The 23,605-nt window shown below is 72.2% G+C and carries 21 protein-coding genes; 18 read left to right on the top strand and 3 right to left on the bottom strand.

The genetic code is table 11. The features are described from left to right. The first annotated feature begins 63 nt into the window (after nucleotides 1-63). The 5 genes from C1708_RS13980 to C1708_RS13960 all read left to right on the top strand — a co-directional run bounded on the left by C1708_RS13980 (nucleotide 64) and on the right by C1708_RS13960 (nucleotide 6,421). Complete coding sequence (locus tag C1708_RS13980) at nucleotides 64-3,033, top strand: BTAD domain-containing putative transcriptional regulator (RefSeq protein WP_106412985.1); 2,970 nt, start codon at nucleotides 64-66, stop codon at nucleotides 3,031-3,033. Nucleotides 3,034-3,046: 13 nt separating this feature from the next. Then, on the top strand, nucleotides 3,047-3,784 hold the full coding sequence (locus C1708_RS13975) for a prepilin peptidase (RefSeq protein ID WP_106412984.1): 738 nt from the start codon (nucleotides 3,047-3,049) through the stop codon (nucleotides 3,782-3,784). 68 nt (nucleotides 3,785-3,852) lie between these two features. After that, complete coding sequence (gene mqnC / locus C1708_RS13970; protein ID WP_106412983.1) at nucleotides 3,853-5,052, top strand: cyclic dehypoxanthinyl futalosine synthase; 1,200 nt, start codon at nucleotides 3,853-3,855, stop codon at nucleotides 5,050-5,052. Between the two features lie 7 nt (nucleotides 5,053-5,059). Continuing rightward, nucleotides 5,060-5,659, top strand: a complete 600-nt coding sequence (locus tag C1708_RS13965; RefSeq protein WP_106412982.1) for an imidazolonepropionase-like domain-containing protein — start codon at nucleotides 5,060-5,062, stop codon at nucleotides 5,657-5,659. 66 nt (nucleotides 5,660-5,725) lie between these two features. Then, nucleotides 5,726-6,421 (top strand): demethylmenaquinone methyltransferase, encoded by a 696-nt coding sequence (locus tag C1708_RS13960; RefSeq protein WP_106412981.1) that lies wholly within the window; start codon nucleotides 5,726-5,728, stop codon nucleotides 6,419-6,421. Here C1708_RS13960 and C1708_RS13955 read toward each other — a convergent pair. After that, nucleotides 6,408-6,767, bottom strand: a complete 360-nt coding sequence (locus tag C1708_RS13955; protein ID WP_106416293.1) for a PASTA domain-containing protein — start codon at nucleotides 6,765-6,767, stop codon at nucleotides 6,408-6,410. The genes C1708_RS13960 and C1708_RS13955 overlap by 14 nt on opposite strands. A gap of 111 nt (nucleotides 6,768-6,878) precedes the next feature. Next, on the bottom strand, nucleotides 6,879-7,385 hold the full coding sequence (locus C1708_RS13950) for a GNAT family N-acetyltransferase (protein ID WP_106416292.1): 507 nt from the start codon (nucleotides 7,383-7,385) through the stop codon (nucleotides 6,879-6,881). Nucleotides 7,386-7,483: 98 nt separating this feature from the next. On the opposite strand from C1708_RS13950, the gene C1708_RS13945 reads away from it, so the two are divergent. Both C1708_RS13945 and C1708_RS13940 read left to right on the top strand, forming a co-directional pair. After that, complete coding sequence (locus tag C1708_RS13945) at nucleotides 7,484-8,767, top strand: geranylgeranyl reductase family protein (protein WP_106412980.1); 1,284 nt, start codon at nucleotides 7,484-7,486, stop codon at nucleotides 8,765-8,767. Nucleotides 8,768-8,943: 176 nt separating this feature from the next. Next, entirely contained in the window at nucleotides 8,944-10,638 is a 1,695-nt protein-coding gene (locus C1708_RS13940) for a hypothetical protein (RefSeq protein WP_106412979.1), read from the top strand. A 285-nt stretch (nucleotides 10,639-10,923) separates the two neighbouring features. On the opposite strand, the gene C1708_RS13935 is transcribed toward C1708_RS13940, so the two are convergent. Continuing rightward, nucleotides 10,924-11,769: a C40 family peptidase gene (locus tag C1708_RS13935; protein WP_106412978.1), complete on the bottom strand. Its 846-nt coding sequence runs from the start codon at nucleotides 11,767-11,769 to the stop codon at nucleotides 10,924-10,926. A gap of 897 nt (nucleotides 11,770-12,666) precedes the next feature. Between C1708_RS13935 and C1708_RS13930 the strand changes: the two genes are divergently transcribed. Genes C1708_RS13930 through nuoK form a run of 11 tightly spaced genes read left to right on the top strand, consistent with a single transcriptional unit; the run spans nucleotide 12,667 to nucleotide 23,604 of the window. Continuing rightward, nucleotides 12,667-13,026, top strand: a complete 360-nt coding sequence (locus tag C1708_RS13930; RefSeq protein ID WP_007490928.1) for an NADH-quinone oxidoreductase subunit A — start codon at nucleotides 12,667-12,669, stop codon at nucleotides 13,024-13,026. Between the two features lie 13 nt (nucleotides 13,027-13,039). Beyond that, nucleotides 13,040-13,594 carry a NuoB/complex I 20 kDa subunit family protein gene (locus C1708_RS13925; protein ID WP_106412977.1) on the top strand — a complete coding sequence of 185 codons (555 nt, stop codon included), beginning with the start codon at nucleotides 13,040-13,042 and terminating at the stop codon, nucleotides 13,592-13,594. Continuing rightward, on the top strand, nucleotides 13,591-14,340 hold the full coding sequence (locus C1708_RS13920) for an NADH-quinone oxidoreductase subunit C (RefSeq protein WP_106412976.1): 750 nt from the start codon (nucleotides 13,591-13,593) through the stop codon (nucleotides 14,338-14,340). The genes C1708_RS13925 and C1708_RS13920 overlap by 4 nt, the downstream gene beginning before the upstream one ends. Continuing rightward, nucleotides 14,337-15,659: an NADH-quinone oxidoreductase subunit D gene (locus C1708_RS13915; RefSeq protein WP_106412975.1), complete on the top strand. Its 1,323-nt coding sequence runs from the start codon at nucleotides 14,337-14,339 to the stop codon at nucleotides 15,657-15,659. Before C1708_RS13920 ends, C1708_RS13915 begins: the two co-directional genes overlap by 4 nt. After that, a complete protein-coding gene (nuoE, locus tag C1708_RS13910; protein ID WP_106412974.1) occupies nucleotides 15,656-16,618 on the top strand; it encodes an NADH-quinone oxidoreductase subunit NuoE in 963 nt (320 codons plus the stop codon). Before C1708_RS13915 ends, nuoE begins: the two co-directional genes overlap by 4 nt. Then, nucleotides 16,618-17,964 carry an NADH-quinone oxidoreductase subunit NuoF gene (gene nuoF, locus C1708_RS13905; RefSeq protein ID WP_106412973.1) on the top strand — a complete coding sequence of 449 codons (1,347 nt, stop codon included), beginning with the start codon at nucleotides 16,618-16,620 and terminating at the stop codon, nucleotides 17,962-17,964. Before nuoE ends, nuoF begins: the two co-directional genes overlap by 1 nt. After that, entirely contained in the window at nucleotides 17,961-20,465 is a 2,505-nt protein-coding gene (locus C1708_RS13900) for an NADH-quinone oxidoreductase subunit G (RefSeq protein WP_106412972.1), read from the top strand. The genes nuoF and C1708_RS13900 overlap by 4 nt, the downstream gene beginning before the upstream one ends. Further along, entirely contained in the window at nucleotides 20,462-21,835 is a 1,374-nt protein-coding gene (gene nuoH / locus C1708_RS13895) for an NADH-quinone oxidoreductase subunit NuoH (protein ID WP_106412971.1), read from the top strand. The genes C1708_RS13900 and nuoH overlap by 4 nt, the downstream gene beginning before the upstream one ends. Next, nucleotides 21,828-22,469 carry an NADH-quinone oxidoreductase subunit NuoI gene (nuoI, locus tag C1708_RS13890; protein ID WP_093550543.1) on the top strand — a complete coding sequence of 214 codons (642 nt, stop codon included), beginning with the start codon at nucleotides 21,828-21,830 and terminating at the stop codon, nucleotides 22,467-22,469. The genes nuoH and nuoI overlap by 8 nt, the downstream gene beginning before the upstream one ends. Further along, complete coding sequence (locus C1708_RS13885) at nucleotides 22,466-23,308, top strand: NADH-quinone oxidoreductase subunit J (RefSeq protein ID WP_106412970.1); 843 nt, start codon at nucleotides 22,466-22,468, stop codon at nucleotides 23,306-23,308. Before nuoI ends, C1708_RS13885 begins: the two co-directional genes overlap by 4 nt. Beyond that, a complete protein-coding gene (gene nuoK / locus C1708_RS13880; RefSeq protein ID WP_004927567.1) occupies nucleotides 23,305-23,604 on the top strand; it encodes an NADH-quinone oxidoreductase subunit NuoK in 300 nt (99 codons plus the stop codon). The genes C1708_RS13885 and nuoK overlap by 4 nt, the downstream gene beginning before the upstream one ends. The last annotated feature ends 1 nt before the right edge of the window (nucleotide 23,605 follow it).

Raw genomic sequence — 23,605 nt, 5'->3', positions numbered from 1 at the left:
TCCGAGTCAATAAGATCCCCGTAGCCCCGACGACCCCTTCCTCCCACCCTCAGGACACCCGCCATGCCGCGACGCCGCAGTCCCCGCCCGTCCAGCTCGACGGCTCCGAGGAACCGCACGCCGCAGCCGGTCCGGGTGCGGCAGCGGACGTTCGGGGACTTCGTGAAGGCGTTCCTCGCGTTCGTGGCGCTGGCGGTGCTGCTCGTCGGGGTGCCGGTGGCGCTGGCGATGACGGCGGGCTGGCCGTTCCCGGAGACGTTCGAGCCGATGGAGTGGCTCAGGCAGGACATCTCCGTCTCGACCTTCCTCTCCATCCTGACGTTCGTCGTCTGGCTCGCCTGGGCGCAGTTCACCGCCTGTGTGCTGGTGGAGATGAAGGCCGCGCTGTCGGGGGTCGGGGTGCCGGGGCGGGTGCCCGGCGCCGGACCCAGCCAGCTGCTCGCCCGTCAGCTCGTCGCCGCGCTGCTGCTGGTCGGCGCGACCGCCGCCAGCTTCACGCCGTCGCTCGCGCAGCTCGGGCAGACCCTCGACGACAACCAGCGGCCCACCGTGGCCGCCGCCCAGCAGACGCCGGGTCTCTTCGCCCAGCACCAGGAGCAGGCGGCCGGCGCCGCCGCAGCGGTCGCCGAGCAGGCCTCGCACACCGAGGCGGCCCCCGCCGCCAAGCAGCAGGGCGACACGAAGTTCTACCGGATCCAGCCGCCGGAGGGGCGTCACCACGACTCCCTGTGGGAGATCGCCGAGCGGCACCTCGGTGACGGCCGCCGTTACAAGGAGATCTTCGAGCTCAACAAGGACCGGGTGCAGCCCGACGGTTCGCGGCTGTCCGAGGCCAGCCTGATCCGGCCCGGCTGGATCATGGAGATGCCCGGCGACGCGCGTGGCGGCGACCTCGTGGAGATGCCGGACGACGCCCCCGAGGTGTCGCCGGAGGTGCGGCAGCAGATCAGCGACTACGCGAGGACCGGTGACGGCGCGGCCGGCGGCGGCGACCAGGCGCGGGGCGGCGGGGACAGCGGCAGTGGCGGCGGGACCGCCCACGTGAACGTGCCCGAGCAGCGGCCCGCGCCCGCCCCCGGGACCGGTCACGCCGACCTCCGGCGCCCCGCCCCGGAGCAGGCCGCCACGCCCGCCCGGGACTCCTCGTCCTTCGGGCTGCCCGAGGCCCTGCTGGCCGCTCCCCTGCTGGCCGCCGGTCTGCTCGGGGCGCTCGGCCACCGGCGCCGTCAGGCGCTGTGGCAGTCGGCGTTCGCCGGTGTCGGCGGGCGGCGCGGCATGGAGCCGCCGACGCCCGCCGGCGACGCCCTCGACGTGCAGGACGCGCTGCTGGTCGGCGCCGATCCCGAGGGCGTACGGCTGCTGGACCGGTCGCTGCGCGGGCTGGCCGCGTCGCTGGCCGCCGAGTCCCGCCCGCTGCCCACGGTCTACGCGGCCTGGCTCAGCAACGGCGACCTGCACCTCCAGCTCGCCCAGCCGTCCGGCAAGCCGCCGTCCCCGTGGCGGCTCGGGCAGGACCAGACGTTCTGGATGCTGGCCCGCGCCGACGCCGAGCAGTACGAGGACGCCGACACCGCCGCGCCCTACCCGGGCCTGGTCAGCCTCGGCACCATGGACGACTCCCGGCTGCTGCTCAACCTGGAGTCCGTCCCCGGCATCGTCTCGCTGAGCGGCCGCGAGGAGGACCGGGCGGCGGTGTTCGCCTCCGTCGCCGCCGAACTGGCCACCAACGGCTGGTCGGACCGGATGACCATCACCCTCGTCGGGTTCGGCGAGGACCTCACCGCCCTCGCGCCCAGCCGGCTGCGCCACCTCGACGGCGTCGAGGCGCTGATCGAGACGATGGAGGCGGAGACCCGGCAGCGGCGCGGCGCGCTCGGCGCCGCGGGCCACGACTCCGTGCTCACCGGCCGCACCGGCCCGGCCCGGCACACCCGTTGGGCCCCGCACCTGGTGCTGCTGGCCGCCGAGCCGTCCCCCGAGGACGCCCTGACGCTCGCCGAGCTCGCCGCCGACGCGAGCCGCCTCGGCATCGGCTACCTCGTCGGCACCGGCAGCGGCGATCTGCCGGGCGCCGCCTGGGAGATGGAGATCACCGGCGCGGGCAAGCTGCTCGCCCCGCTGCTCGGCCTGGAACTCGACGCCCAGCTGCTGCCCGCCGCCCAACGGCGCGCGGTCGTCGAACTGTTCACCGACACCGACCCGGAGCGCGGCCCCGACGGGCCGGGCGCCACACCGCCGTTCCTCGTCGACATCAGCGAGCAGGGCCGGCCCGCCGTGTACGCGCGCCTGGTCGGGCCGTACGAGATCATCGGCCTCGAGACACCGGACGGCGAGCGCAGCGCGCTGCTGCACGAGGCGCTGGCACTGCTGCTCCTGCACCGCGAGGGCGTGCACCCGCGGGTGCTGTCCTCCGCGCTGTGGCCGCGCGGCGTCACCGACGACGTACGCGAGGCGCTGATCGACCGGCTGCGGGACTGGCTCGGCACCGACCCCGACGGCGCCCCGCGGCTGCGCACCGACGACACCGGCCGGCTCACCCTCGCCAAGTCCGTGGTGTCCGACCTGGACGTGCTGCGCTCGCTGTACCACGAGGCGACGCAGGGCAAGGGCGTCGACAGCCGGGCGGTGCGCGGGCGGCTGCTCACCGACGCGCTGGTGCTGGTGCGCGGGCCGCTGCTGGCGGACCGGCCCGAGGGCCGTTACCGCTGGCTCACCCACGAGATCGTCGACGCGCAGCTCCCGCTGCTCGTCGCGGACACCGGTCTCGCGCTCGCCGCGTTCCACATGGAGAAGGACCGCGCGGAGAAGGCCATCGAAGCGCTGAACGCCGCGCTGCGCACCGCCCCGGCCGACGAGCGGCTGTGGAACGAACTGCTGCGCGCCACCCACGCCCTGGACGACCCTGAGCGGCTCACCGCCCTCGCCGCCGACCTGGTGGCCCGCAGCGGGGCCCGCGGGCTGCCGCCGCGCACCGAGGCGCTGCTCGACGAGCTGCTGCCGGCGTGGCGCGACGCGGTCGCGGCGGCGGGCTGAGCGGCCGGACGGGATGACCGACGGACCGGAGGCCGTGCTGATCGCCGTCGCCGCGCTGTGGGGCGGGGCGGCCGGCGCGCTGCTGCCCCGCGCCGCCCACCGGTTCTCCGTCCCCGCCGGGGAGGAGTGGCGCACGGCGTGCCCGCAGGGGCACCCGCTGGCGGGCTGGCTCGGCCCGGCCCGCTGCCGGGCGTGCGCGTCAGGTCCGTACGGGAAGGGCGCCGCCGTCCTCGCGGCGGTCACCGCGCTGGTCTGCGCGGCCCTCGCCGCCGCCACCGGGACCCGCCCGGAGCTGGCGGTGTGGCTGCTGCTGGCGCCCGCGGGCGTGCTGCTCGCGACGGTCGACCTCCGGGTGCAGCGGCTGCCCGACCCGCTCACCCTGCCGTTCGCCGCGACGGCCCTGGTGCTGCTGGGCCTGACCGCGCTGGTCCCCGAGCACGCGGGGGAGTGGAGCACCGCCCTGCTGGGCGCGCTCGCGCTCGGCGCCGGCTACTTCGTGCTGTTCCTGGTCAACCCGGCCGGCATGGGCTTCGGCGACGTGAAGCTGGCGCTCGGCGCGGGCGCGGTCCTCGGCTGGTACGGCTGGCCCACCGTGCTGCTCGGCACCCTCGCCGGGTTCCTGTGCGGGGCGCTGTACGGAGGCGCGCTCGTGGTCGCCCGGAAGGCGGGGCGCAAGACGTCGATCCCGTTCGGTCCGTTCCTGGTCGGCGGGGCCTTCGCGGGGCTGCTGATCGGTGCGTACACGGCCTGACGTCGGCGCGCGGGGACGGCTGACGTACGCTGATTCCGTCCGTCCACACCCCTGAGAAAGGGACACCGGTGACCGAGAAGGCCGACCTTCAGCCCGTCCTCGACCGTGCCGCCGCCGGTGGGCGGATCACCCCCGAAGAGGCCCTGGTCCTCTACCGGGACGCCCCGCTGCACGCGCTGGGCGCCGCCGCCGACGCGGCCCGCCGGCGCCGGTACGCGGGCACCGAGCACATCGCCACGTACATCATCGAGCGGAACATCAACTACACGAACGTGTGCGTCACGGCGTGCAGGTTCTGCGCGTTCTACGCGGCCCCCAAGGACACCGCCAAGGGCTGGACCCGCGACCTCGACGACATCCTGCGCCGCTGCGCGGAGACGGTCGAGCTGGGCGGCACGCAGATCATGTTCCAGGGCGGCCACCACCCGGACTACGGCGTCGAGTACTACGAGAAGCACTTCGCGGCCATCAAGAAGGAGTTCCCGCAGCTCGTCATCCACAGCCTGGGGGCGAGCGAGGTCGAGCACATGGCGCGGATCTCCAAGGTGAGCGTCGAGGAGGCGATCCAGCGGATCCACGCGGCCGGGCTGGACTCCTTCGCCGGCGCCGGCGCCGAACTGCTGCCGGAGCGCCCGCGCAAGGCCATCGCCCCGCTGAAGGAGTCCGGCGAGCGCTGGCTGGAGATCATGGAGATCGCCCACAACCTGGGCGTGGAGTCCACCTCCACCATGCTGATGGGCACCGGCGAGACCAACGCCGAGCGGATCGAGCACCTGCGGATGATCCGGGACGTGCAGGACCGCACGGGCGGCTTCCGCGCGTTCATCCCGTACACCTACCAGCCGGAGAACAACCACCTGAAGGGCCGCACGCAGGCCACCCTCTTCGAGTACCTGCGGATGATCGCCATCGCCCGGATCTTCCTGGACAACGTGGCGCACATCCAGGGCTCGTGGCTGACCACCGGCAAGGAGGTCGGCCAGCTCTCCCTGCACTACGGCGCGGACGACCTGGGCTCGATCATGCTCGAGGAGAACGTGGTCTCCTCCGCCGGCGCCAAGCACCGCTCCAACCGGCTGGAGATCATCGACCTGATCCGCAAGGCGGACCGGGTCCCGGCGCAGCGCTCCACGACGTACGAGCACCTCGTCGTGCACGACGACCCGGCGAACGACCCGGTCGACGACCGCGTGGTCTCGCACATCTCGTCCACCGCCATCGAGGGCGGCACGGCCCACCCGGAGCTGAAGCTCCTGCCCGCCAACTGACGTCCGCGTGCTGACCCTTCACGTCGCCGAGGCCTCGCCCGACACGGCCGTGCTGGTCGACGGCGCGCACATCGCCGCCGTCGGCCCGTACGAGGACCTGGCCGCCGCCCGCCCGGACGCCCGGCTGCGGCGGTGGCCCGGCATCCTGACGCCCGGACTGCTCAACCCGTACGGTCCGGAGCTGCTGGAGCAGGCCTACCACCCCGACCCGCGCGAGGCGGACCGGCTCGGCACCGAGCCGCTGTTCGGGCTGCGGGCGCGGGCCCTCCTCGCCTCCGCGCCGTCCGCGCGGGGCGCCAGCGCCCGGCGCGGGGTGCAGCGCCTGCTGGCGCACGGCACGGTCGCCGTCGCCGGTGAGATCCGCGGCCGCGAGGCCCTGGACGCCGTGCGCCGGGCCGGACTCGCCCTGGCGGGGCGTCCGCCCGCGCTGCCCGGGCCCCCGGCGCTCTCCCCGGTGCCGCTCGTGCTGCTGCCGGCCCTCACCGCCGGGAGCCCCGCGCGGTTCGCGGTGTTCGACGTGCCCGACCGCGACGGACTGGTCCGGCAGGGCGCGTCCACCTGCGTGGCCACCGTGGTCGGCGGGCGCCTGGTCCACCGCCGGCGCTGAGACCGCTCGCGCCCGTACCGGTACGCCGCCGCGGGCGGGCGGGGGCGCGGCTGCAAGAATGGGCCCGTGACCCGCGCATCCCTGGACAAGCAGCCGCATGAAGTCGCCTCGATGTTCGACGACGTCGCGGAACGGTACGACCTGACCAACGACGTGCTGTCCCTCGGACAGGACCGGCGCTGGCGCAAGGAGGTCGCGAAGGCGGTCGGCGCGCGGCCCGCGCAGAAGGTCCTGGACCTGGCGGCCGGCACCGGCACCTCCTCCATGCCCTTCGCCCGCACCGGCGCCTACGTCGTGCCCTGCGACTTCTCCCAGGGCATGCTCCGGGTCGGCAAGCGGAACAACGCCTGGCTGCCGTACACGGCCGGGGACGCGACCCGGCTGCCGTTCAAGGACGACGTGTTCGACGCCGTCACCATCTCCTTCGGCCTGCGCAACGTGCAGGACACCGACGCCGCGCTGCGCGAGATGCACCGGGTGACCCGGCCCGGCGGACGCATCGTCATCTGCGAGTTCTCGCACCCCACCTGGACGCCGTTCCGCACCGTCTACACCGAGTACCTGATGCGCGCCCTGCCGCCGGTCGCCCGCGCGGTGTCGTCCAACCCGGACGCGTACGTCTACCTCGCCGAGTCCATCCGCGCCTGGCCCGACCAGCCCGCGCTGGCCGAACGGCTGCAGGGCGCCGGCTGGTCCAAGGTGGCCTGGCGGAACCTCACCGGCGGTGTGGTGGCCCTGCACCGGGGCTTCAAGGAGAGCTGAGCACCACGACGGGCGCCCCGGCGCCCGGCTCCTCCAGCTCGCGCCGGGGCCCGCCCGGCGGCGGCAGCGGAGCGCGCGGCACGCGCACCCCTCCGCCGCCCTCGCCCTCGTCCTCGTCGAAGTCCAGCCACACGTGCACCACGGAGTGGCGGGGCACGGGGGTGCCGGGCTGCGGGTACTGGCGGACCACGTGGTCCACGACGGCGTGCGGGAAGTCCGGACGGCCGGGCGCGTCGACGGACAGGCCCCGCGCGCGGGCCGACTCGCGCGCGTCGACGGCCATCAGCCCGACCAGGCGCGGCACGCGCACGTCACCGGTCCCGTGTCCCTCGGCTGTCCTGCGCATGGACGTCACCCCCAGCGGTACCGGCAGGGTAGGCCGGGGGCGCGTCCTGCGGAAGCACTCCGTGAGGATCCGTGACGGATTATTACGCGGAGTAGCCGGTCGCGGGGGTCGTCAGAGGTCGAGGCGGTAGCAGTGGCACTCCTTCCGCGTGGTGGGGAGGGTGAGCGTCTCGGCGAGACGCATGCCCAGCCGCCGGGTCACCGCGATCGAGCGGGTGTTGCGGGCCTTCACCATCGCCACCACGCCCGTCAGGCCCGCCGCGCGCACCCGGTCCAGCGTCTGCAGGGCCGCCGCCGTGACGTAGCCCTTGCCCCAGTGCTCGCGGGCGAGCCGCCAGCCGATCTCGACCTCGCCGGTGGGGCCCCACTCGCGCTCCCAGGGCTGGGCGCCGGTGAAGCCGATGACCTGCCCGTTCTCGTCGAGGACGCTCCACAGGCAGAAGCCCAGCTCGGCGTCGTGCCGGCGCTGGCGGGCGGTGAGTTCCTCGTAGACCGACAGCGCCGCCGGCCGGCCGCCGTGGAACTCCATGACGTCGGGGTGGGCGAAGATGCGGTGCCAGGTGACGGCGTCCTCGTCGGTGGGAACCCGCAGCCGTACGGCGGGGAGTGCTCGGTTCACGGGGCAGCCCTTCAGCCGGGTGATCACGTCCGCTGAATAGACTGCCTGTGTCCAGTGCCGGTCGGCACGAAGATTTCGAACTCTGGGGAGATCCCGCCGTGACCGAGCCCCTCTCCGACAACACCGCCGACGTGATCGTCGTGGGCGCGGGGCCAGCCGGCTCCACCACCGCCTACCACCTGGCCCGGTCCGGCCTCGACGTGCTCCTGCTGGAGAAGACCGAGTTCCCGCGCGAGAAGGTGTGCGGCGACGGCCTCACCCCGCGCGCCGTGAAGCAGCTCGTGGCCATGGGCATCGACATCTCCGAGGAGGCCGGCTGGCTGCGCAACAAGGGCCTGCGCATCATCGGCGGCGGCGTCCGCCTCCAGCTGGACTGGCCGGATCTCGCCTCCTTCCCGGACTACGGACTCGTGCGCAAGCGCGACGACTTCGACGAGCAGCTCGCCCGGCAGGCGCAGAAGGCGGGCGCCCGGCTGTACGAGCGCTGCAACGTCGGCGCGCCGGTCGTGGACGACCGCACCGGCCGCATCACCGGCGTCAGGGCCAAGCTCGGCGAGGACAAGCGGGAGGTCACCTTCCACGCCCCGCTGGTGGTGGCCGCCGACGGCAACTCCACCCGGCTGTCCCTCGCGATGGGGCTGCACCGGCGCGAGGACCGCCCGATGGGCGTGGCCGTGCGGACGTACTTCACCTCGCCCCGCCACGACGACGACTACCTGGAGTCCTGGCTGGAGCTGTGGGACCGGCGCGGCCCGCAGGACCGGCTGCTGCCCGGTTACGGCTGGATCTTCGGCATGGGCGACGGCACCAGCAACGTCGGTCTCGGCGTGCTCAACACCTCCGACTCCTTCAAGGAACTGGACTGGCGCGAGGTCCTCAAGGCCTGGTGCGCGTCCATGCCGGAGGACTGGGGCTACACCCCGGACAACATGACCGGCCCGATCCGCGGCGCCGCCCTCCCCATGGCCTTCAACCGCCAGCCGCACTACACGCGCGGGCTGCTGCTGGTCGGCGACGCGGGCGGCCTGGTGAACCCGTTCAACGGCGAGGGCATCGCCTACGCGATGGAGTCCGGGCAGATCGCCGCCGACGTCATCGTCCAGGCGCACGCGCGCTCCACCCCGGCCCAGCGGGAGATCGCCCTCCAGCGCTACCCCCGCGTCCTGAAGGACACCTACGGCGGCTACTACACGCTCGGCCGCGCCTTCGTGAAGCTCATCGGCAACCCGAAGATCATGCAGATCGCCGCCCAGCGCGGCCTCACGCACCCCATGCTGATGAAGTTCACGCTGAAGCTCCTCGCCAACCTGACCGACCCCACGGGCGGCGACGCGATGGACCGCATCATCAACGGCCTGAGCAAGGTGGCGCCGAAGGCGTGAACCACCGGGCGGGTGACCGGAGTCGGCGGGCATGTCCGGCATCTCCGGGCGCGGTGTCCGATCGTGATCGTCGTGTGACGCATCCGTGAGCAACTGATCGGCTCCGGGCGGTGTCGAACGGGACGTGACCCAGCCGGGCACGTCCCGTTCGACGAAGTTCGACGAAAGAGCCTTTCATGACACAGCAGGCGAGACGGCTGCGCGCGCGGCTCGCGGCGCTGGGAGCGGTGGGGGCCGCGGCGCTGGCCGCCGCAGGGGTCCAGGGCGCGGCCCACGCGGCCGACGCCCCCCTCCCGGTGGTGATCACGGGCGAGGACCGGGTGGACCTGTCCCTCCACTCGGACAACGGCGATCCCACCGAGCCGCAGGTCGACCTGCGGCTCGACGTCCCGGGCAAGGAGTTCGAGGGCGACGGCGACATCCCGCCGGTGCACCTCGGGGACTACACGATCCGCATCGACGCCCGCGGGCTGGAGGGCGTCGCGCGGGCCGACCTGCCCTGCGAGGCCGACGGCCCGGTCGCGGTCTGCACGGGCTACGACCTGTACGCGGGGACGACGTACAACCGGGTCGGCGGCATCCGGCTCGACCTCGCCGACGACAGCGAGTCCGGGGACACCGGCAGCATCGTCGTCACCGGCGAGGGCGAGGGGCTGGACTTCACGCCGCTCACCGTCGACGTGCGCGTCGGCGGCCCCGAGCTGCTCAACCGCGCACTTCCCCTGCCCGAGGACCTGAAGGCCGGCGGCACCTTCGAGCCGCCGCTGGGCGTGATGAACGTCGGCGGGCTGCCGTCCGAGGGCGCGGTGCTGCGGCTGTACGGCTCGCGCGGACTGTCCTTCCCGGACGACCACGGCAACTGCTCGTCGGCCGAGGTGAACACCGGCCCGCTGCTGCGGCAGCACACCGAGGTGCTCTGCACCTTCCCGGACACCCTCGACGCGGGGGCGGCGTACGCCCTGTCCCGGCCGGTGCGGGTGAAGGCCGCGGACTTCGCGCTGCACGACATCTTCTCCTACTCGTTCCGGCCCCTGGCGCCGGGCGAGGAGAAGACGCTGCACCAGGGCGAGGGGCGCCGGCGGGGCAGCGGACCGGACCTGACGCTGCGGCGGGCGGCCGGGGACGCCGACCCCGCGCAGTACGCCCGGTACGCCGAGCTGGACCTCCCGACGACCAACACCTACGACCTGGAGCTCACCGGCGCCTCGGCGTCCGGCGCGGCCGGGGACACGGTCACGGCGGAGATCGGGATCCGCAACAACGGGCCGGCCTGGATCAGCGCGCTGCGCTCCGGCGGCGAGCCGTTCTCCTTCACGGTGGTCGCGCCCGAGGGATCGACCGTCACCTCGGCGCCGAAGCAGTGCCGGACCGTCACCGTCGACGGCAGCGAGCCCGGTCACCGCTGCTCGGTGGCCACCCCGATGCTGGAGGACGCGCGGGTGACCTTCCCGTTCGAGCTGCGCGTCGACCGGGTCGTGGAGGGCGCCAAGGGCCGGGTGGCGCTGCCCGACTGGGACAACCCCTTCGACTCCGACCCGTCGAACGACGTCGCGTGGATCGTGCTGAACGCCCCCGGCGAGCCGGGCGACGACGGCACGGACGGCTCGGCCGGCGACCCCTCGGACGCCCCGTCCGCACCCGGCTCCGGTGACGGGGACGGCTCCGGCGACGGCACCGGCACGGACGACTCGGACGGCGCGGACGGCGCGTCCGGCGGCGGTGCGGGCGACGACGCCGACGGTGGTCTGGCGCTCACCGGCGCGCAGGGCGTGGGCCTGCTCGGCGGCGCGGCGCTGCTCGCGCTGGGGCTCGGCGCGGCCCTCGTGGCGCTCCAGCGGCGTCGCGCCCGCGGCGCCGGGGCGGCCGCCTGACCCACGCGTCGCTGTGACGCCCCTGTGGGGGCCGGAGTCCGCCACGGCGGCTTCCGGCCCCCGTGGCGTTTCCGGGTCCCGTGAGGGCCCGTCACAAGGCGCGGTGAGGGCCGCGGCGGCACCCCGCGCGCTTCCGGCGCGCGCCGCGTGCGGGGAAATCGGGGCAATACGGTGATCTTGTCTCCCGGAGGGGCCGGGGGACGCGGGGAGGCCGGGAGGGGCCGGGAGACGCGGAGGGCCGCCGCCTCGTCGAGGCAGCGGCCCTTCCGTCCGTGGGGGCGCGGGTCAGAGCACCCGCACCGCACCCGACGCCGGGTAGCCGGAGAGGTCCTGGATGACGACGCCCTTCGCGGAGTTGGCGGCGTCCAGGTACTGGCCGTTCCCGATGTACACACCCACGTGGTACGCGGAGCCCTTGCCGCCCCAGTACAGGATGTCGCCGGGCTGGATCTGCGACAGCGGGATGTCGGTGCCCACCATCGACTGGTCCTGGGAGACGCGCGGCAGGTCCACACCGACCTGCTTGAACGCGGCCTGCACCAGGCTGGAGCAGTCCCAGGCGTTGGGCCCGGTGGCGCCCATGACGTAGGCGTCGCCCACCTGAGCGTGGAGGAAGGAGAGGACCGTCGCGACGCTGCCGCCGGCCGGCGCGGAAACGGCGGCGGAAGCGGAAACGGTCGTGGTCTCCGTGGTGAGCGAGGGGCGCTCGGCGTCGCGCGCCGCGCGCTCGGCGGCTGCCTGGCGGGCCTTCTCGGCCGCCTTCTCCCGCGCCTCGGCCTTCTTCTTGGCCTCGGCCAGGTCCGCCTTGGCCTGCTTCGCGGCCTCGGCGGCCGCCGCGTCACGCTCGGCCCGCAGCTGGTAGTTGGCGGCCGCCTGCTGGGTGGCGTCCGCGGACTGGGCGACCTGAGCGGCCAGGTCGGCCGTCAGGGTGGGCAGTTCGAGGGTCTGCGTCACCGGCTCGGCGGCGTTGGCCGAGCCGGACGCCCCGGCCACTGCCAGGGTGCTGAGGACGCCACCGGCAACTCCGGCCCGCACTGCGATCGTGGAGGTCGCGGTGCGGCGGGGCTTCCGGTGGCTGCGTATGTGAGCGGTGTGGGACATGGGAACAACCGGTACCAGGGGCTGCTTCATATCTTCAAGAAACGTGGGCTGCGCCACAGTTGTTCAATCCGGCGCCCAAATCCCCCGCACAGCCCTCTCCATTGACGCCACAACGGACATTGCGGGCGGTCGTGACCGGGCCGTGATCACGTACTTTCATCGTTACGCCCGAATTGCTCCTCGCTTACCACTGGTTGGGGTGGTTGGCCAAGCCCCGCTCCTGAGGGCCTCTCAGAAGTGTGACGGAGGTCACGGAACGATCGGGGCTCTCAGGGCGTCCACCGGTCCTGCGCACCGCGGCGCGGGGGCCGCTTGTCCGGTTCGCGGCTCCTGGGGTGTCCCTCGCGGGGGAAGTGCCCCGATTGTCCGGCCGGGCCACCGGCTCGTCCGGCCGAGCCGGCGGCGGGTCGGGCCCGTCGGCCGGATCCGGCGCTCCGGACTTCGTGAACGCGTGCACACGTCCACATCGCGTTCCGCGACCCCTCGGAGGTGTGAACGCCGCCTCTATCAAGACAGGCCGTCCAACGCCAATTTGCATGCAGAGGAATCGTCTTGATATGGAGACGCTTCCCTCGAGACCCCTCTGAGCTGCACCGACAGGCCAAGATGTCACCTTTGGTGATCGCGCGGACGCTTGGAGTGTGAAGATCACCGCTCATCCGACTTCATGATCGTTCGTCAGGTGGTGGAGATCACAAAGCTTGTGGAAGACCCCGTGTCGCAGATCACAGACCCACAGGCATAAGATGCGGAGCGGTTGGGCTTGTGACCTGCTTCACATGTTCTCGATCTTCGCCGGGGCGGGCGTGGTTCGAGGGGCGTGCGGGGCGCGAGTGAGCCCGATGCAAACCTCCCCCTAGGTCTCGGCTTCGCTCGACCAGGGGGGACCCCCATGCAGTCAATGCCGACTGAGAGGAGCGAGGAGCGGTGAACGCGTATGCGCCCATCCTCGTACTGGGAGCCCTCGGGGCAGGCTTTGCGATCTTCTCCGTGGTCATGGCCACGCTGATCGGTCCGAAGCGGTACAACCGGGCGAAGCTCGAGGCCTACGAGTGCGGCATCGAGCCGACCCCCACGCCGGCCGGCGGCGGGCGCTTCCCCATCAAGTACTACCTGACGGCGATGCTCTTCATCATCTTCGATATCGAGATCGTCTTCCTCTACCCCTGGGCCGTCACCTTCGACGCCCTGGGGCTTTTCGGGCTCGTGGAGATGCTGCTCTTCGTGCTCACCGTCTTCGTCGCGTACGCGTACGTATGGCGGCGCGGCGGCCTGGAATGGGACTGAGGGGCCATAAGTCATGGGACTCGAAGAAAAGCTGCCGAGCGGATTCCTGCTGACCACCGTCGAGCAGGCCGCGGGCTGGGTGCGCAAGTCGTCCGTCTTCCCCGCCACGTTCGGTCTCGCCTGTTGTGCCATCGAGATGATGACCACCGGCGCGGGCCGCTACGACCTGGCGCGCTTCGGCATGGAGGTCTTCCGCGGCTCGCCGCGGCAGGCGGACCTCATGATCGTCGCCGGGCGGGTCAGCCAGAAGATGGCGCCGGTGCTCCGGCAGGTCTACGACCAGATGCCGAACCCCAAGTGGGTGATCTCCATGGGGGTCTGCGCCTCCTCGGGCGGCATGTTCAACAACTACGCGATCGTCCAGGGCGTCGACCACGTCGTCCCGGTCGACATCTATCTCCCCGGCTGTCCGCCCCGCCCCGAGATGCTGATCGACGCCATCCTCAAGCTCCACCAGAAGATCCAGGGCTCCAAGCTCGGTGTGAACGCCGAGGAGGCGGCCCGCGAGGCGGAGGAGGCGGCGCTCAAGGCCCTGCCCACGATCGAGATGAAGGGGCTGCTGCGATGAGCGACGCGAACGACACCGCGGGCGGTGGCGTGAACCCCGAGAAGGAGCTCTCCGCCGAGAACCTCCCCGGCCAGCGGGGACAGGGCGGCGAGGAGATCCGCGTCCAGCGCGGCATGTTCGGCGCGAACAACGGCGGCGACACCTCCGGTTACGGCGGCCTGGTCCGCTCGGTCCGGCTCCCGGGACCGGCGACCCGCCCCTACGGCGGCTGGTTCGACGAGGTCGCCGACGAACTGGAGGGGGCCCTGGAGGAGCAGGACCTGCTTCCGGAGAACGCCATCGAGAGGACGGTCGTCGACCGCGGCGAGATCACCTTCCACATCGAGCGCGAGCACCTGGTGCGGGTGGCGAAGACCCTGCGCGACGACCCGGCGCTGCGGTTCGAACTGTGCACCGGCGTCAGCGGCGTGCACTACCCCCACGACAAGGGGCGCGAGCTGCACGCCGTCTACCACCTGCGCTCGATCACCCACAACCGGGTGATCCGCCTGGAGGTCAGCGCGCCGGACAGCGACCCGCACATCCCGTCGCTGTTCTCGGTCTACCCCACGAACGACTGGCACGAGCGCGAGACGTACGACTTCTTCGGCATCGTCTTCGACGGTCACCCGGCCCTGACGCGGATCATGATGCCGGACGACTGGCAGGGCCATCCGCAGCGCAAGGACTATCTCCTCGGCGGCATCCCCGTCGAGTACAAGGGCGCCCAGATCCCGGCTCCGGACCAGCGGAGGTCGTACTCGTGAGCACGTCGCACGCAACCCCCCGTGAAACCACCGAGGGCACCGTCTACACCGTCACCGGCGGCGACTGGGACGAGGTCGTCGAGGCCGCGGCCCGGACCGACGACGAACGGATCGTCGTCAACATGGGCCCGCAGCACCCGTCCACCCACGGAGTGCTCCGGCTGATCCTGGAGATCGACGGCGAGACGGTCACCGAGGCCCGCTGCGGCATCGGCTACCTCCACACCGGCATCGAGAAGAACCTCGAGTACCGCACGTGGACCCAGGGCACCACGTTCGTGACGCGCATGGACTACCTGACGCCGTTCTTCAACGAGACGGCGTACTGCCTCGCGGTCGAGAAACTGCTCGGCATCGAGGACCAGGTGCCCGACCGCGCCTCGGTCATCCGGGTGCTCCTGATGGAGCTGAACCGGCTCTCCTCCCACCTGGTGTGCCTCGCCACCGGCGGCATGGAGCTCGGCTCCACCACCATCATGATCTACGGATTCCGGGACCGTGAGCTGATCCTCGACGTCTTCGAGCTGATCACCGGCCTGCGGATGAACCACGCGTTCGTCCGCCCCGGCGGACTCGCCCAGGACCTGCCGCCCGGCGCGGTCGACCGGATCCGCGAGCTCGTCAAGAAGATGCGGAAGAACCTCCCGGAGTACGACAAGCTCGCCACCGGGAACCCCATCTTCAAGGCCCGTCTGCAGGACGTCGGTTACCTGGACCTGGCCGGCTGCATGGCCCTCGGCGTCACCGGCCCCGTCCTGCGCTCCACCGGCCTGCCGCACGACCTGCGCAAGGCGCAGCCGTACTGCGGCTACGAGACGTACGACTTCGACGTCCCCACCGCCGACACCTGCGACTCCTACGGCCGCTTCCTGATCCGGCTGGAGGAGATGCGCCAGTCGCTGCGCATCGTCGAGCAGTGCCTGGACCGGCTGGAGCCGGGACCGGTCATGGTCGCCGACAAGAAGATCGCCTGGCCCGCCCAGCTCGCCCTGGGGCCCGACGGACTGGGTAACTCCCTCGACCACATCAAGCAGATCATGGGCACCTCCATGGAGGCCCTGATCCACCACTTCAAGCTGGTCACCGAGGGCTTCCGCGTCCCGCCCGGGCAGGCGTACACGGCCGTCGAGTCACCCAAGGGCGAACTCGGGGTGCACGTCGTCTCCGACGGCGGCACCCGCCCCTACCGGGTCCACTTCCGCGACCCGTCCTTCACCAACCTGCAGGCCGTGGCGGCGATGTGCGAGGGCGGCCAGGTCGCCGACGTCATCGTCTCCGTCGCGTCCATCGACCCCGTGATGGGAGGCGTCGACCGGTGACCACCTCTTCTTCCGAGCGGGGCGTCAGCCTGGGCATGCCGGAACTGCCCGCGCCGGCCTACCCGGACGACGTCCGGGCCCGGCTGGAGACCGACGCGCGGGCGATCATCGCCCGTTACCCGGACTCCCGGTCCGCCCTCCTGCCGATGCTGCACCTGGTGCAGTCGGAGGAGGGCCACGTCACGCGCACCGGCATGCGGTTCTGCGCGGAGATGCTGAACCTGACCACGGCCGAGGTGACCGCGGTCGCCACCTTCTACACCATGTACCGGCGCCGCCCGAGCGGCGACTACCAGGTCGGGGTGTGCACCAACACCCTGTGCGCGGTCATGGGCGGCGACGCCATCTTCGAGGAGCTCCAGGAGCACCTGGGCGTCGGCAACGGCGAGACCACCGCCGACGGCAAGGTCACCCTGGAGCACATCGAGTGCAACGCGGCCTGCGACTACGCGCCCGTGGTGATGGTCAACTGGGAGTTCTTCGACAACCAGACCCCCGAGAGCGCCAAGCGCATGGTCGACGACCTGCGCGCCGGCCGCCCGGTCGCGCCCACCCGCGGCGCGCCGCTGTGCACCTTCAAGGAGACCGCCCGCATCCTGGCAGGCTTCCCCGACGAGCGGGAGGGCGCCGTCGAGGCCACCGGCAGCGCGGGCCCCGCCTCCCTGACCGGTCTGAAGCTGGCCAAGGGCGAGACCGCCCCCGCGCGCGTGGTGCACCCCCGCGGCGAGGCGCCGCGCGACACCCCGCCGCACGAGCCGTCACCGGCCGAGCACCTCAGCTCGCACGACGCGCCGCAGAAGACGTCGGCCTCCGACCCGGCCCACCCGTCGCCCACCCCCGCCCGTGGAGGAGAGGCCGCGCCTCGCCCCTCCGATCCGTCGCCCACCACCGCCCGTGACGGAGAGGCCGCGCCTCGCCCCTCCGGACCGTCGGGTCCCGCCGCCGAGGAGGGGGAGTGATGACCTTGGCACCCGAACTGAAGGACACGAGCCCGGAGAAGCTGCTCGCGCCGGTGCTGTCGGCCTTCTGGGACGAGGAGAAGTCCTGGACGCTCGACGTCTACCGCAGGCACGACGGCTACGAGGGCCTGCGCAAGGCGCTCGCCATGTCGCCGGACGACGTCATCGCGTACGTCAAGGACTCCGGACTGCGCGGACGCGGCGGCGCCGGCTTCCCGACGGGCATGAAGTGGCAGTTCATCCCGCAGGGCGACGGCAAGCCGCACTACCTCGTCGTCAACGCCGACGAGTCGGAGCCCGGGACCTGCAAGGACATCCCGCTGCTCTTCGCCAACCCGCACAGCCTGATCGAGGGCATCGTCATCGCCTGCTACGCCATCAGGTCGTCGCACGCCTTCATCTACCTGCGCGGCGAGGTCGTCCCCGTGCTGCGCAGGCTGCACGCGGCCGTGCGCGAGGCGTACGCGGCCGGTTTCCTCGGCAAGGACATCCTGGGCAGCGGACTCGACCTCGAACTCACCGTGCACGCGGGCGCGGGCGCGTACATCTGCGGTGAGGAGACCGCGCTGCTCGACTCCCTCGAGGGCCGCCGCGGCCAGCCCAGGCTGCGTCCTCCCTTCCCCGCCGTCGCGGGCCTCTACGCCTGCCCCACCGTGGTGAACAACGTCGAGTCCATCGCCTCGGTTCCCGCCATCATGAACCGGGGCAAGGAGTGGTTCCGCTCGATGGGCAGCGAGAAGTCCCCGGGCTTCACGCTCTACTCCCTCAGCGGCCACGTCGCGAGCCCCGGCCAGTACGAGGCGCCCCTCGGCATCACCCTGCGCCAGCTGCTCGACATGAGCGGCGGGATGCGGCCGGGCCACCGGCTGAAGTTCTGGACGCCGGGCGGCTCCTCCACGCCGATGTTCACCGACGAGCACCTCGACGTCCCCCTCGACTACGAAGGGGTCGGCGCCGCGGGCTCGATGCTCGGCACCAAGGCGCTGCAGTGCTTCGACGAGACCACCTGCGTGGTCCGCGCCGTCACCCGCTGGACCGAGTTCTACGCCCACGAGTCCTGCGGCAAGTGCACCCCCTGCCGCGAGGGCACGTACTGGCTCGTCCAGCTGCTGCGCGACATCGAGGCCGGCAAGGGCCGGATGTCCGACCTCGACAAGCTGAACGACATCGCGGACAACATCAACGGCAAGTCCTTCTGTGCCCTCGGCGACGGCGCCGCCTCGCCGATCTTCTCGTCGCTCAAGTACTTCCGCGAGGAGTACGAGCAGCACATCACGGACCGTCGCTGCCCCTTCGACCCGGCCGCGTCGACGGCCTGGGCCGACCGTACGGAGGTGCACGCATGACTGTGACCACCAACGCTCCCGCCGGAGGGGGAGAGGCGGCGGTCCCGCCCGAGGACCTCGTGACGCTGACGATCGACGGCGCCGAGATCAGCGTGCCCAAGGGCACCCTGGTCATCCGGGCCGCCGAGCAGCTCGGCATCGAGATCCCCCGGTTCTGCGACCACCCGCTGCTCGCGCCGGCCGGCGCCTGCCGCCAGTGCATCGTGGAGGTCGAGGGCCAGCGCAAGCCCATGGCGTCCTGCACCATCACCTGCACCGACGGGATGGTGGTGAAGACGCAGCTCTCCTCGCCGGTCGCGGAGAAGGCCCAGAAGGGCGTGATGGAGCTGCTGCTCATCAACCACCCGCTGGACTGCCCGGTCTGCGACAAGGGCGGCGAGTGCCCGCTGCAGAACCAGGCGATGTCGCACGGCAACGCCGAGTCCCGCTTCGAGGGCAAGAAGCGCACCTACGAGAAGCCCGTCGCGATCTCCCCGCAGGTGCTGCTGGACCGCGAGCGGTGCGTGCTGTGCGCCCGCTGCACCCGGTTCTCGAACCAGATCGCGGGCGACCCGATGATCGAGCTGATCGAGCGGGGCGCGCTCCAGCAGGTCGGCACCGGCGAGGGCGACCCGTTCGAGTCGTACTTCTCCGGCAACACCATCCAGATCTGCCCGGTCGGCGCGCTCACCTCGGCCGCCTACCGGTTCCGCTCCCGCCCGTTCGACCTGATCTCCTCGCCGTCGGTGTGCGAGCACTGCTCCGGCGGCTGCGCCACCCGCACCGACCACCGGCGCGGCAAGGTCATGCGGCGGCTCGCCGCCGAGGACCCCGAGGTCAACGAGGAGTGGATCTGCGACAAGGGCCGCTTCGCGTTCCGGTACGCGCAGCAGCGGGACCGGCTCGACACCCCGCTGGTGCGCAACGCGGAGGGCGACCTCGAACCGGCGTCCTGGCCGGACGCGCTGCGGATCGCGGCGCAGGGCCTCCTCGCCTCGCGGGGTCGCACCGGTGTGCTCACCGGCGGCCGGCTCACCGTCGAGGACGCCTACGCGTACAGCAAGTTCGCCCGGGTCGCGCTCGCCACCAACGACATCGACTTCCGGGCGCGCGTGCACAGCACCGAGGAGGCCGACTTCCTCGCCGCGCGCGTCGCGGGACGCGGCGTCGACCTGGACGGCACCGGCGTCACCTACCGGGCGCTGGAGAAGGCCCCGGCGGTGCTGCTGGCCGGCTTCGAGTCCGAGGAGGAGGCGCCCGGCGTCTTCCTGCGGCTGCGCAAGGCGTGGCGCGCCCACGGGCAGCGCACCTTCGCCCTGGCCACGCACGCCACGCGCGGCCTGACCAAGGCCGGCGGCACGCTGCTGCCGGCGGCCCCCGGCACCGAGACCGAGTGGCTGGACGCGCTGGCGAGCGGCGTCGGCCTGGAGGGCGACGGCGCCGCGGCCGCCGAGGCGCTGCGCGCCGAGGGCGCGGTGGTCGTCGTCGGCGAGCGGCTGGCCGCCGTACGGGGCGGGCTCACCGCGGCTGTGCGGTTCGCCGCCGCGACCGGCTCCCGGCTGGTGTGGATCCCGCGCCGGGCCGGGGAGCGCGGCGCGATCGAGGCGGGCGCGCTGCCGTCGCTGCTGCCGGGCGGCCGTCCGGCGACCGACCCGCGTGCCCGGGAGGAGGTGGCCGCCCTCTGGGGCGTCGCCGAACTCCCGCACCGCTACGGCCGGGACACCGCGCAGATCGTCGAGGCGGCCGCCCGCGGCGAGCTGCAGGCGCTGCTGGTGGCGGGCGTGGAGGTCGCCGACCTGCCCGACCCCGCCCGCGCCCGTGCCGCGCTCGCCGAGGCCGGGTTCGTGGTCTCCCTGGAGCTGCGGCCCGGCGAGGTCACCGAGCTCGCCGACGTGGTCCTGCCGGTCGCCGCGGTCGCCGAGAAGGCCGGCACCTTCCTCAACTGGGAGGGCAGGGTGCGGCTGTTCGAGGCGGCGCTCAAGCCGGACCAGATGACCCGGCGGCTCCCGCCGTCCGACGCGCGCGTGCTGCAGATGCTCGCCGACGCCATGGACGTGCACCTGGGCCTGCCGGACCTGCGCACGATCCGCTCGGAGATCGACCGGCTCGGCCCCTGGGACGGCCCGCGCGCCGCCGACCCGGCGGAGACCGCGGGCGCCCTGCCCCGGCCGGCCGCCGGCGAGGCGGTCCTCGCGGGGCACCGGCTCCTGCTCGACCTGGGCCTGCTGCAGCAGGGCGACGAGGCGCTGGCCGGCACCCGGCACGCCGCGCCCGCCCGGCTGTCGGCCGCCACGGCCGCCGAGGTCGGCGTCAAGGACGGCGACACGCTCGCGGTGACCGGCACCGCCGGAACCCTCGAACTGCCGTTGTCCGTCACCGAGATGCCCGACCGGGTGGTCTGGCTCCCGCTGAACTCCACGGACGGCGGGGTGGCCTCCGGCACCGGGGCGCTCCCCGGCTCCCTCGTCCGCATCGGACCGGCGACCCTCGCCGGCGAGGCTCCCCAGGAGGTGGAGGCATGAGCCCGTACCTCGCCGCTGAAGACCTCTCGATGTTCGGCCGCGACCCCTGGTGGCTGATCGTCCTGAAGGCGGTGTTCTGCTTCGCCTTCCTGATGGTGACCGTGCTCATCTGCATCGTGATGGAGCGCAAGGTCGTCGCCTGGATGCAGCTGCGCATCGGCCCCAACCGGCACGGCCCCTGGGGCATGCTCCAGTCGCTCGCCGACGGCGTGAAGCTGATGCTGAAGGAGGACGTCGTCGTCAAGCGCGCGGACAAGGTCGTCTACGTCCTCGCGCCGATCGTCGCGGCCGTCCCCGCGTTCATGGCGTTCGCCGTGATCCCCTTCGGACCGGCCGGCAACGAGATCTCGATCTTCGGCCAGCGCACCACGATGCAGCTCACCGACCTGCCGATCGCGATGCTCTACATCCTCGCGGTCGCCTCGGTCGGCATCTACGGCATCGTCCTGGCGGGCTGGAGCTCCGGCTCCACCTACCCGCTGCTCGGCGGTCTGCGCTCCTGCGCCCAGATGATCTCGTACGAGATCGCCATGGGCGCCGCGTTCGCCTCCGTCTTCCTCTACTCGGGGTCGATGTCCACGTCGACGATCGTCGAGGCGCAGGCCGACCGCTGGTACGTGCTGCTGCTGCCGGTGTCGTTCCTCATCTACATCGTGACGATGGTCGGCGAGACCAACCGCGCCCCGTTCGACATGCCGGAGTCCGAGGGCGACCTGGTCGGCGGCTTCAACACCGAGTACTCGTCGATCAAGTTCGCGATGTTCATGCTCGCCGAGTACATCAACATGGTGACCGTCTCGGCGGTCGCGGTGACCCTCTTCCTGGGCGGCTGGCGGGCCCCCTGGCCGGTCAGCACCTTCTGGGAGGGCGCCAACCACGGCTGGTGGCCGATGCTCTGGTTCACCGGCAAGCTGCTCACCCTGCTGTTCTGCTTCGTCTGGCTGCGCGGCACGCTCCCACGGGTCCGCTACGACCAGCTGATGAAGCTCGGCTGGAAGGTCCTCATCCCGGTCTCCCTGGTGTGGCTGATGGCGGTCGCCACGGTGCGGGCGCTGCGCAACGAGAACTACGCGTTCGCCGACATCGCGCTCTACATCGCCGCCGGCGTCCTCGTCCTGCTGCTGCTCTCCTTCGTCGCGGACATGTTCCGCGGCCGGGGCGAGGACGCCGCACAGCCCGCGGACCAGCCTCCGTTCGACCCGATGGCGGGCGGGTTCCCCGTGCCGCCGCTGCCCGGACAGGAGCTGCCCCCGGTGCCGCGGCGCCGTCCGCGCCACGAGCGGGAGCTCGTTGTCAGTGGCGGACCCGATACTCACAGTGACGAACCGCAGGGCGGATCTACGGATGGAAAGGAGGCGTCCGATGGCTGAGGAACCGAAGGACACCAAGCCCGGTTTCCTGAACCCCGTGGCCGGCTTCGGCGTGACCTTCAAGGCCATGTTCAAGAAGCGGCTCACCGAGCAGTACCCGGAGCAGCAGAAGACCACCGCTCCGCGCTTCCACGGACGGCACCAGCTCAACCGCCATCCGGACGGTCTCGAGAAGTGCGTCGGCTGCGAGCTGTGCGCCTGGGCCTGCCCCGCCGACGCGATCTACGTCGAGGGCGCGGACAACACGGAGGAGGAGCGCTACTCGCCCGGCGAGCGGTACGGCCGCGTCTACCAGATCAACTACGCCCGCTGCATCCTGTGCGGCCTGTGCATCGAGGCGTGCCCCACGCGCGCGCTGACGATGACCAACGAGTTCGAGCTGGCCGACTCCAGCCGGGCGAACCTCATCTACACCAAGGAGCAGCTGCTCGCCGGTCTGGAGGAGGGCATGGTCGAGGCCCCGCACGCCATGTACCCGGGCACGGACGAGCAGGACTACTACCGCGGCCTGGTGACCGAGGCGGCGCCCGGCACGGAGCGTCAGGTCGCCCATTCCAAGGGCGAGGTGGTCCAGGAGGCCGAGTCCACCTTCGGCCCGGAGGAGCCGGCCTCGGAGAAGGTGATCGGGCGATGACCGAGCAGCTCGCCGCCTACTCGACCTCGACCGGCGAGGCCGTCCAGTTCTGGATCCTCGGCACCGTCGCCGTGATCGGCGCCCTGTGCACCGTCTTCATGCGGCGGGCCGTGCACAGCGCGCTCTGCCTCGCCGGGACCATGATCATCCTTGCGGTGTTCTACCTGGCCAACGGCGCCTACTTCCTGGGCGTCGTGCAGATCGTCGTCTACACCGGCGCGATCATGATGCTGTTCCTGTTCGTGGTGATGCTGGTCGGCGTCACGGCCGCGGACTCCCTGAAGGAGACCATCAAGGGCCAGCGCTGGCTGGCCCTGCTGTGCGGCCTCGGCTTCGGCATCCTGCTGGTCGGCGGCATCGGCAACGCCTCGCTGAACGAGTTCAGCGGCGTCGGCGAGGCCAACGCCGGGGGCAATGTGCAGGGCCTCGCCTCCCTGATGTTCACCCGGTACGTCTTCGCCTTCGAGATCACCGGCGCGCTGCTCATCACGGCCGCCGTCGGCGCCATGGTGCTCACCCACCGGGAGCGCACCGAGCGGGCCAGGACCCAGCGCGAACTGGCCGAGCAGCGCGTCCGCGAGGGCACGTACCTGCCGCCGCTGCCCGCGCCCGGCGTCTACGCCCGGCACAACGCGGTGGACATCGCGGGCCTGCTGCCCGACGGCACCCCGTCGGACCTCACCGTCAGCAAGACGCTGCGGGAACGCGGCCAGGTCCGTGACGTGTCGCGGGAGGCGCTCAACGACCTGCGGGCGCTGGAGCAGCGCGCGGAGGAGCGCCTGGAGCGCCGCGCGATCGAGCCGCCGACCTTCAAGCGGCCCGAGGAGGCGTCGAAGTGAATCCCGTCAACTACCTGTACCTGGCGGCGCTGCTGTTCACCATCGGCGCCACCGGTGTGCTGATCCGGCGCAACGCGATCGTGGTGTTCATGTGCGTCGAGCTGATGCTCAACGCCTGCAACCTCGCGTTCGTCGCCTTCTCCCGCATGCACGGCAACCTCGACGGCCAGATCATCGCGTTCTTCACGATGGTCGTCGCCGCCGCGGAGGTCGTGGTGGGACTGGCGATCATCGTGTCCCTGTTCCGTTCCCGCCACTCGGCCTCGGTCGACGACGCCAGCCTGATGAAGCTGTGAG

The sequence above is a fragment of the Streptomyces sp. DH-12 genome (assembly GCF_002899455.1).
Classification (GTDB): Bacteria; Actinomycetota; Actinomycetes; order Streptomycetales; family Streptomycetaceae; genus Streptomyces.
Note: the sequence above shows the minus strand (reverse complement) of the source record. Positions and strands in the feature narration are given on the sequence as shown.

Coding starts and splice junctions, on each gene's coding strand:
- nuoH (WP_106412971.1), top strand. CDS start 20,462: ATGAGCCCGTACCTCGCCGCTGAAGACCTCTCGATGTTCGGCCGCGAC.
- C1708_RS13885 (WP_106412970.1), top strand. CDS start 22,466: ATGACCGAGCAGCTCGCCGCCTACTCGACCTCGACCGGCGAGGCCGTC.
- nuoF (WP_106412973.1), top strand. CDS start 16,618: ATGACCTTGGCACCCGAACTGAAGGACACGAGCCCGGAGAAGCTGCTC.
- nuoI (WP_093550543.1), top strand. CDS start 21,828: ATGGCTGAGGAACCGAAGGACACCAAGCCCGGTTTCCTGAACCCCGTG.
- C1708_RS13955 (WP_106416293.1), bottom strand. CDS start 6,767: ATGCGCAGGACAGCCGAGGGACACGGGACCGGTGACGTGCGCGTGCCG.
- C1708_RS13975 (WP_106412984.1), top strand. CDS start 3,047: ATGACCGACGGACCGGAGGCCGTGCTGATCGCCGTCGCCGCGCTGTGG.
- C1708_RS13925 (WP_106412977.1), top strand. CDS start 13,040: ATGGGACTCGAAGAAAAGCTGCCGAGCGGATTCCTGCTGACCACCGTC.
- C1708_RS13900 (WP_106412972.1), top strand. CDS start 17,961: ATGACTGTGACCACCAACGCTCCCGCCGGAGGGGGAGAGGCGGCGGTC.
- C1708_RS13935 (WP_106412978.1), bottom strand. CDS start 11,769: ATGAAGCAGCCCCTGGTACCGGTTGTTCCCATGTCCCACACCGCTCAC.
- C1708_RS13940 (WP_106412979.1), top strand. CDS start 8,944: ATGACACAGCAGGCGAGACGGCTGCGCGCGCGGCTCGCGGCGCTGGGA.
- C1708_RS13920 (WP_106412976.1), top strand. CDS start 13,591: ATGAGCGACGCGAACGACACCGCGGGCGGTGGCGTGAACCCCGAGAAG.
- C1708_RS13980 (WP_106412985.1), top strand. CDS start 64: ATGCCGCGACGCCGCAGTCCCCGCCCGTCCAGCTCGACGGCTCCGAGG.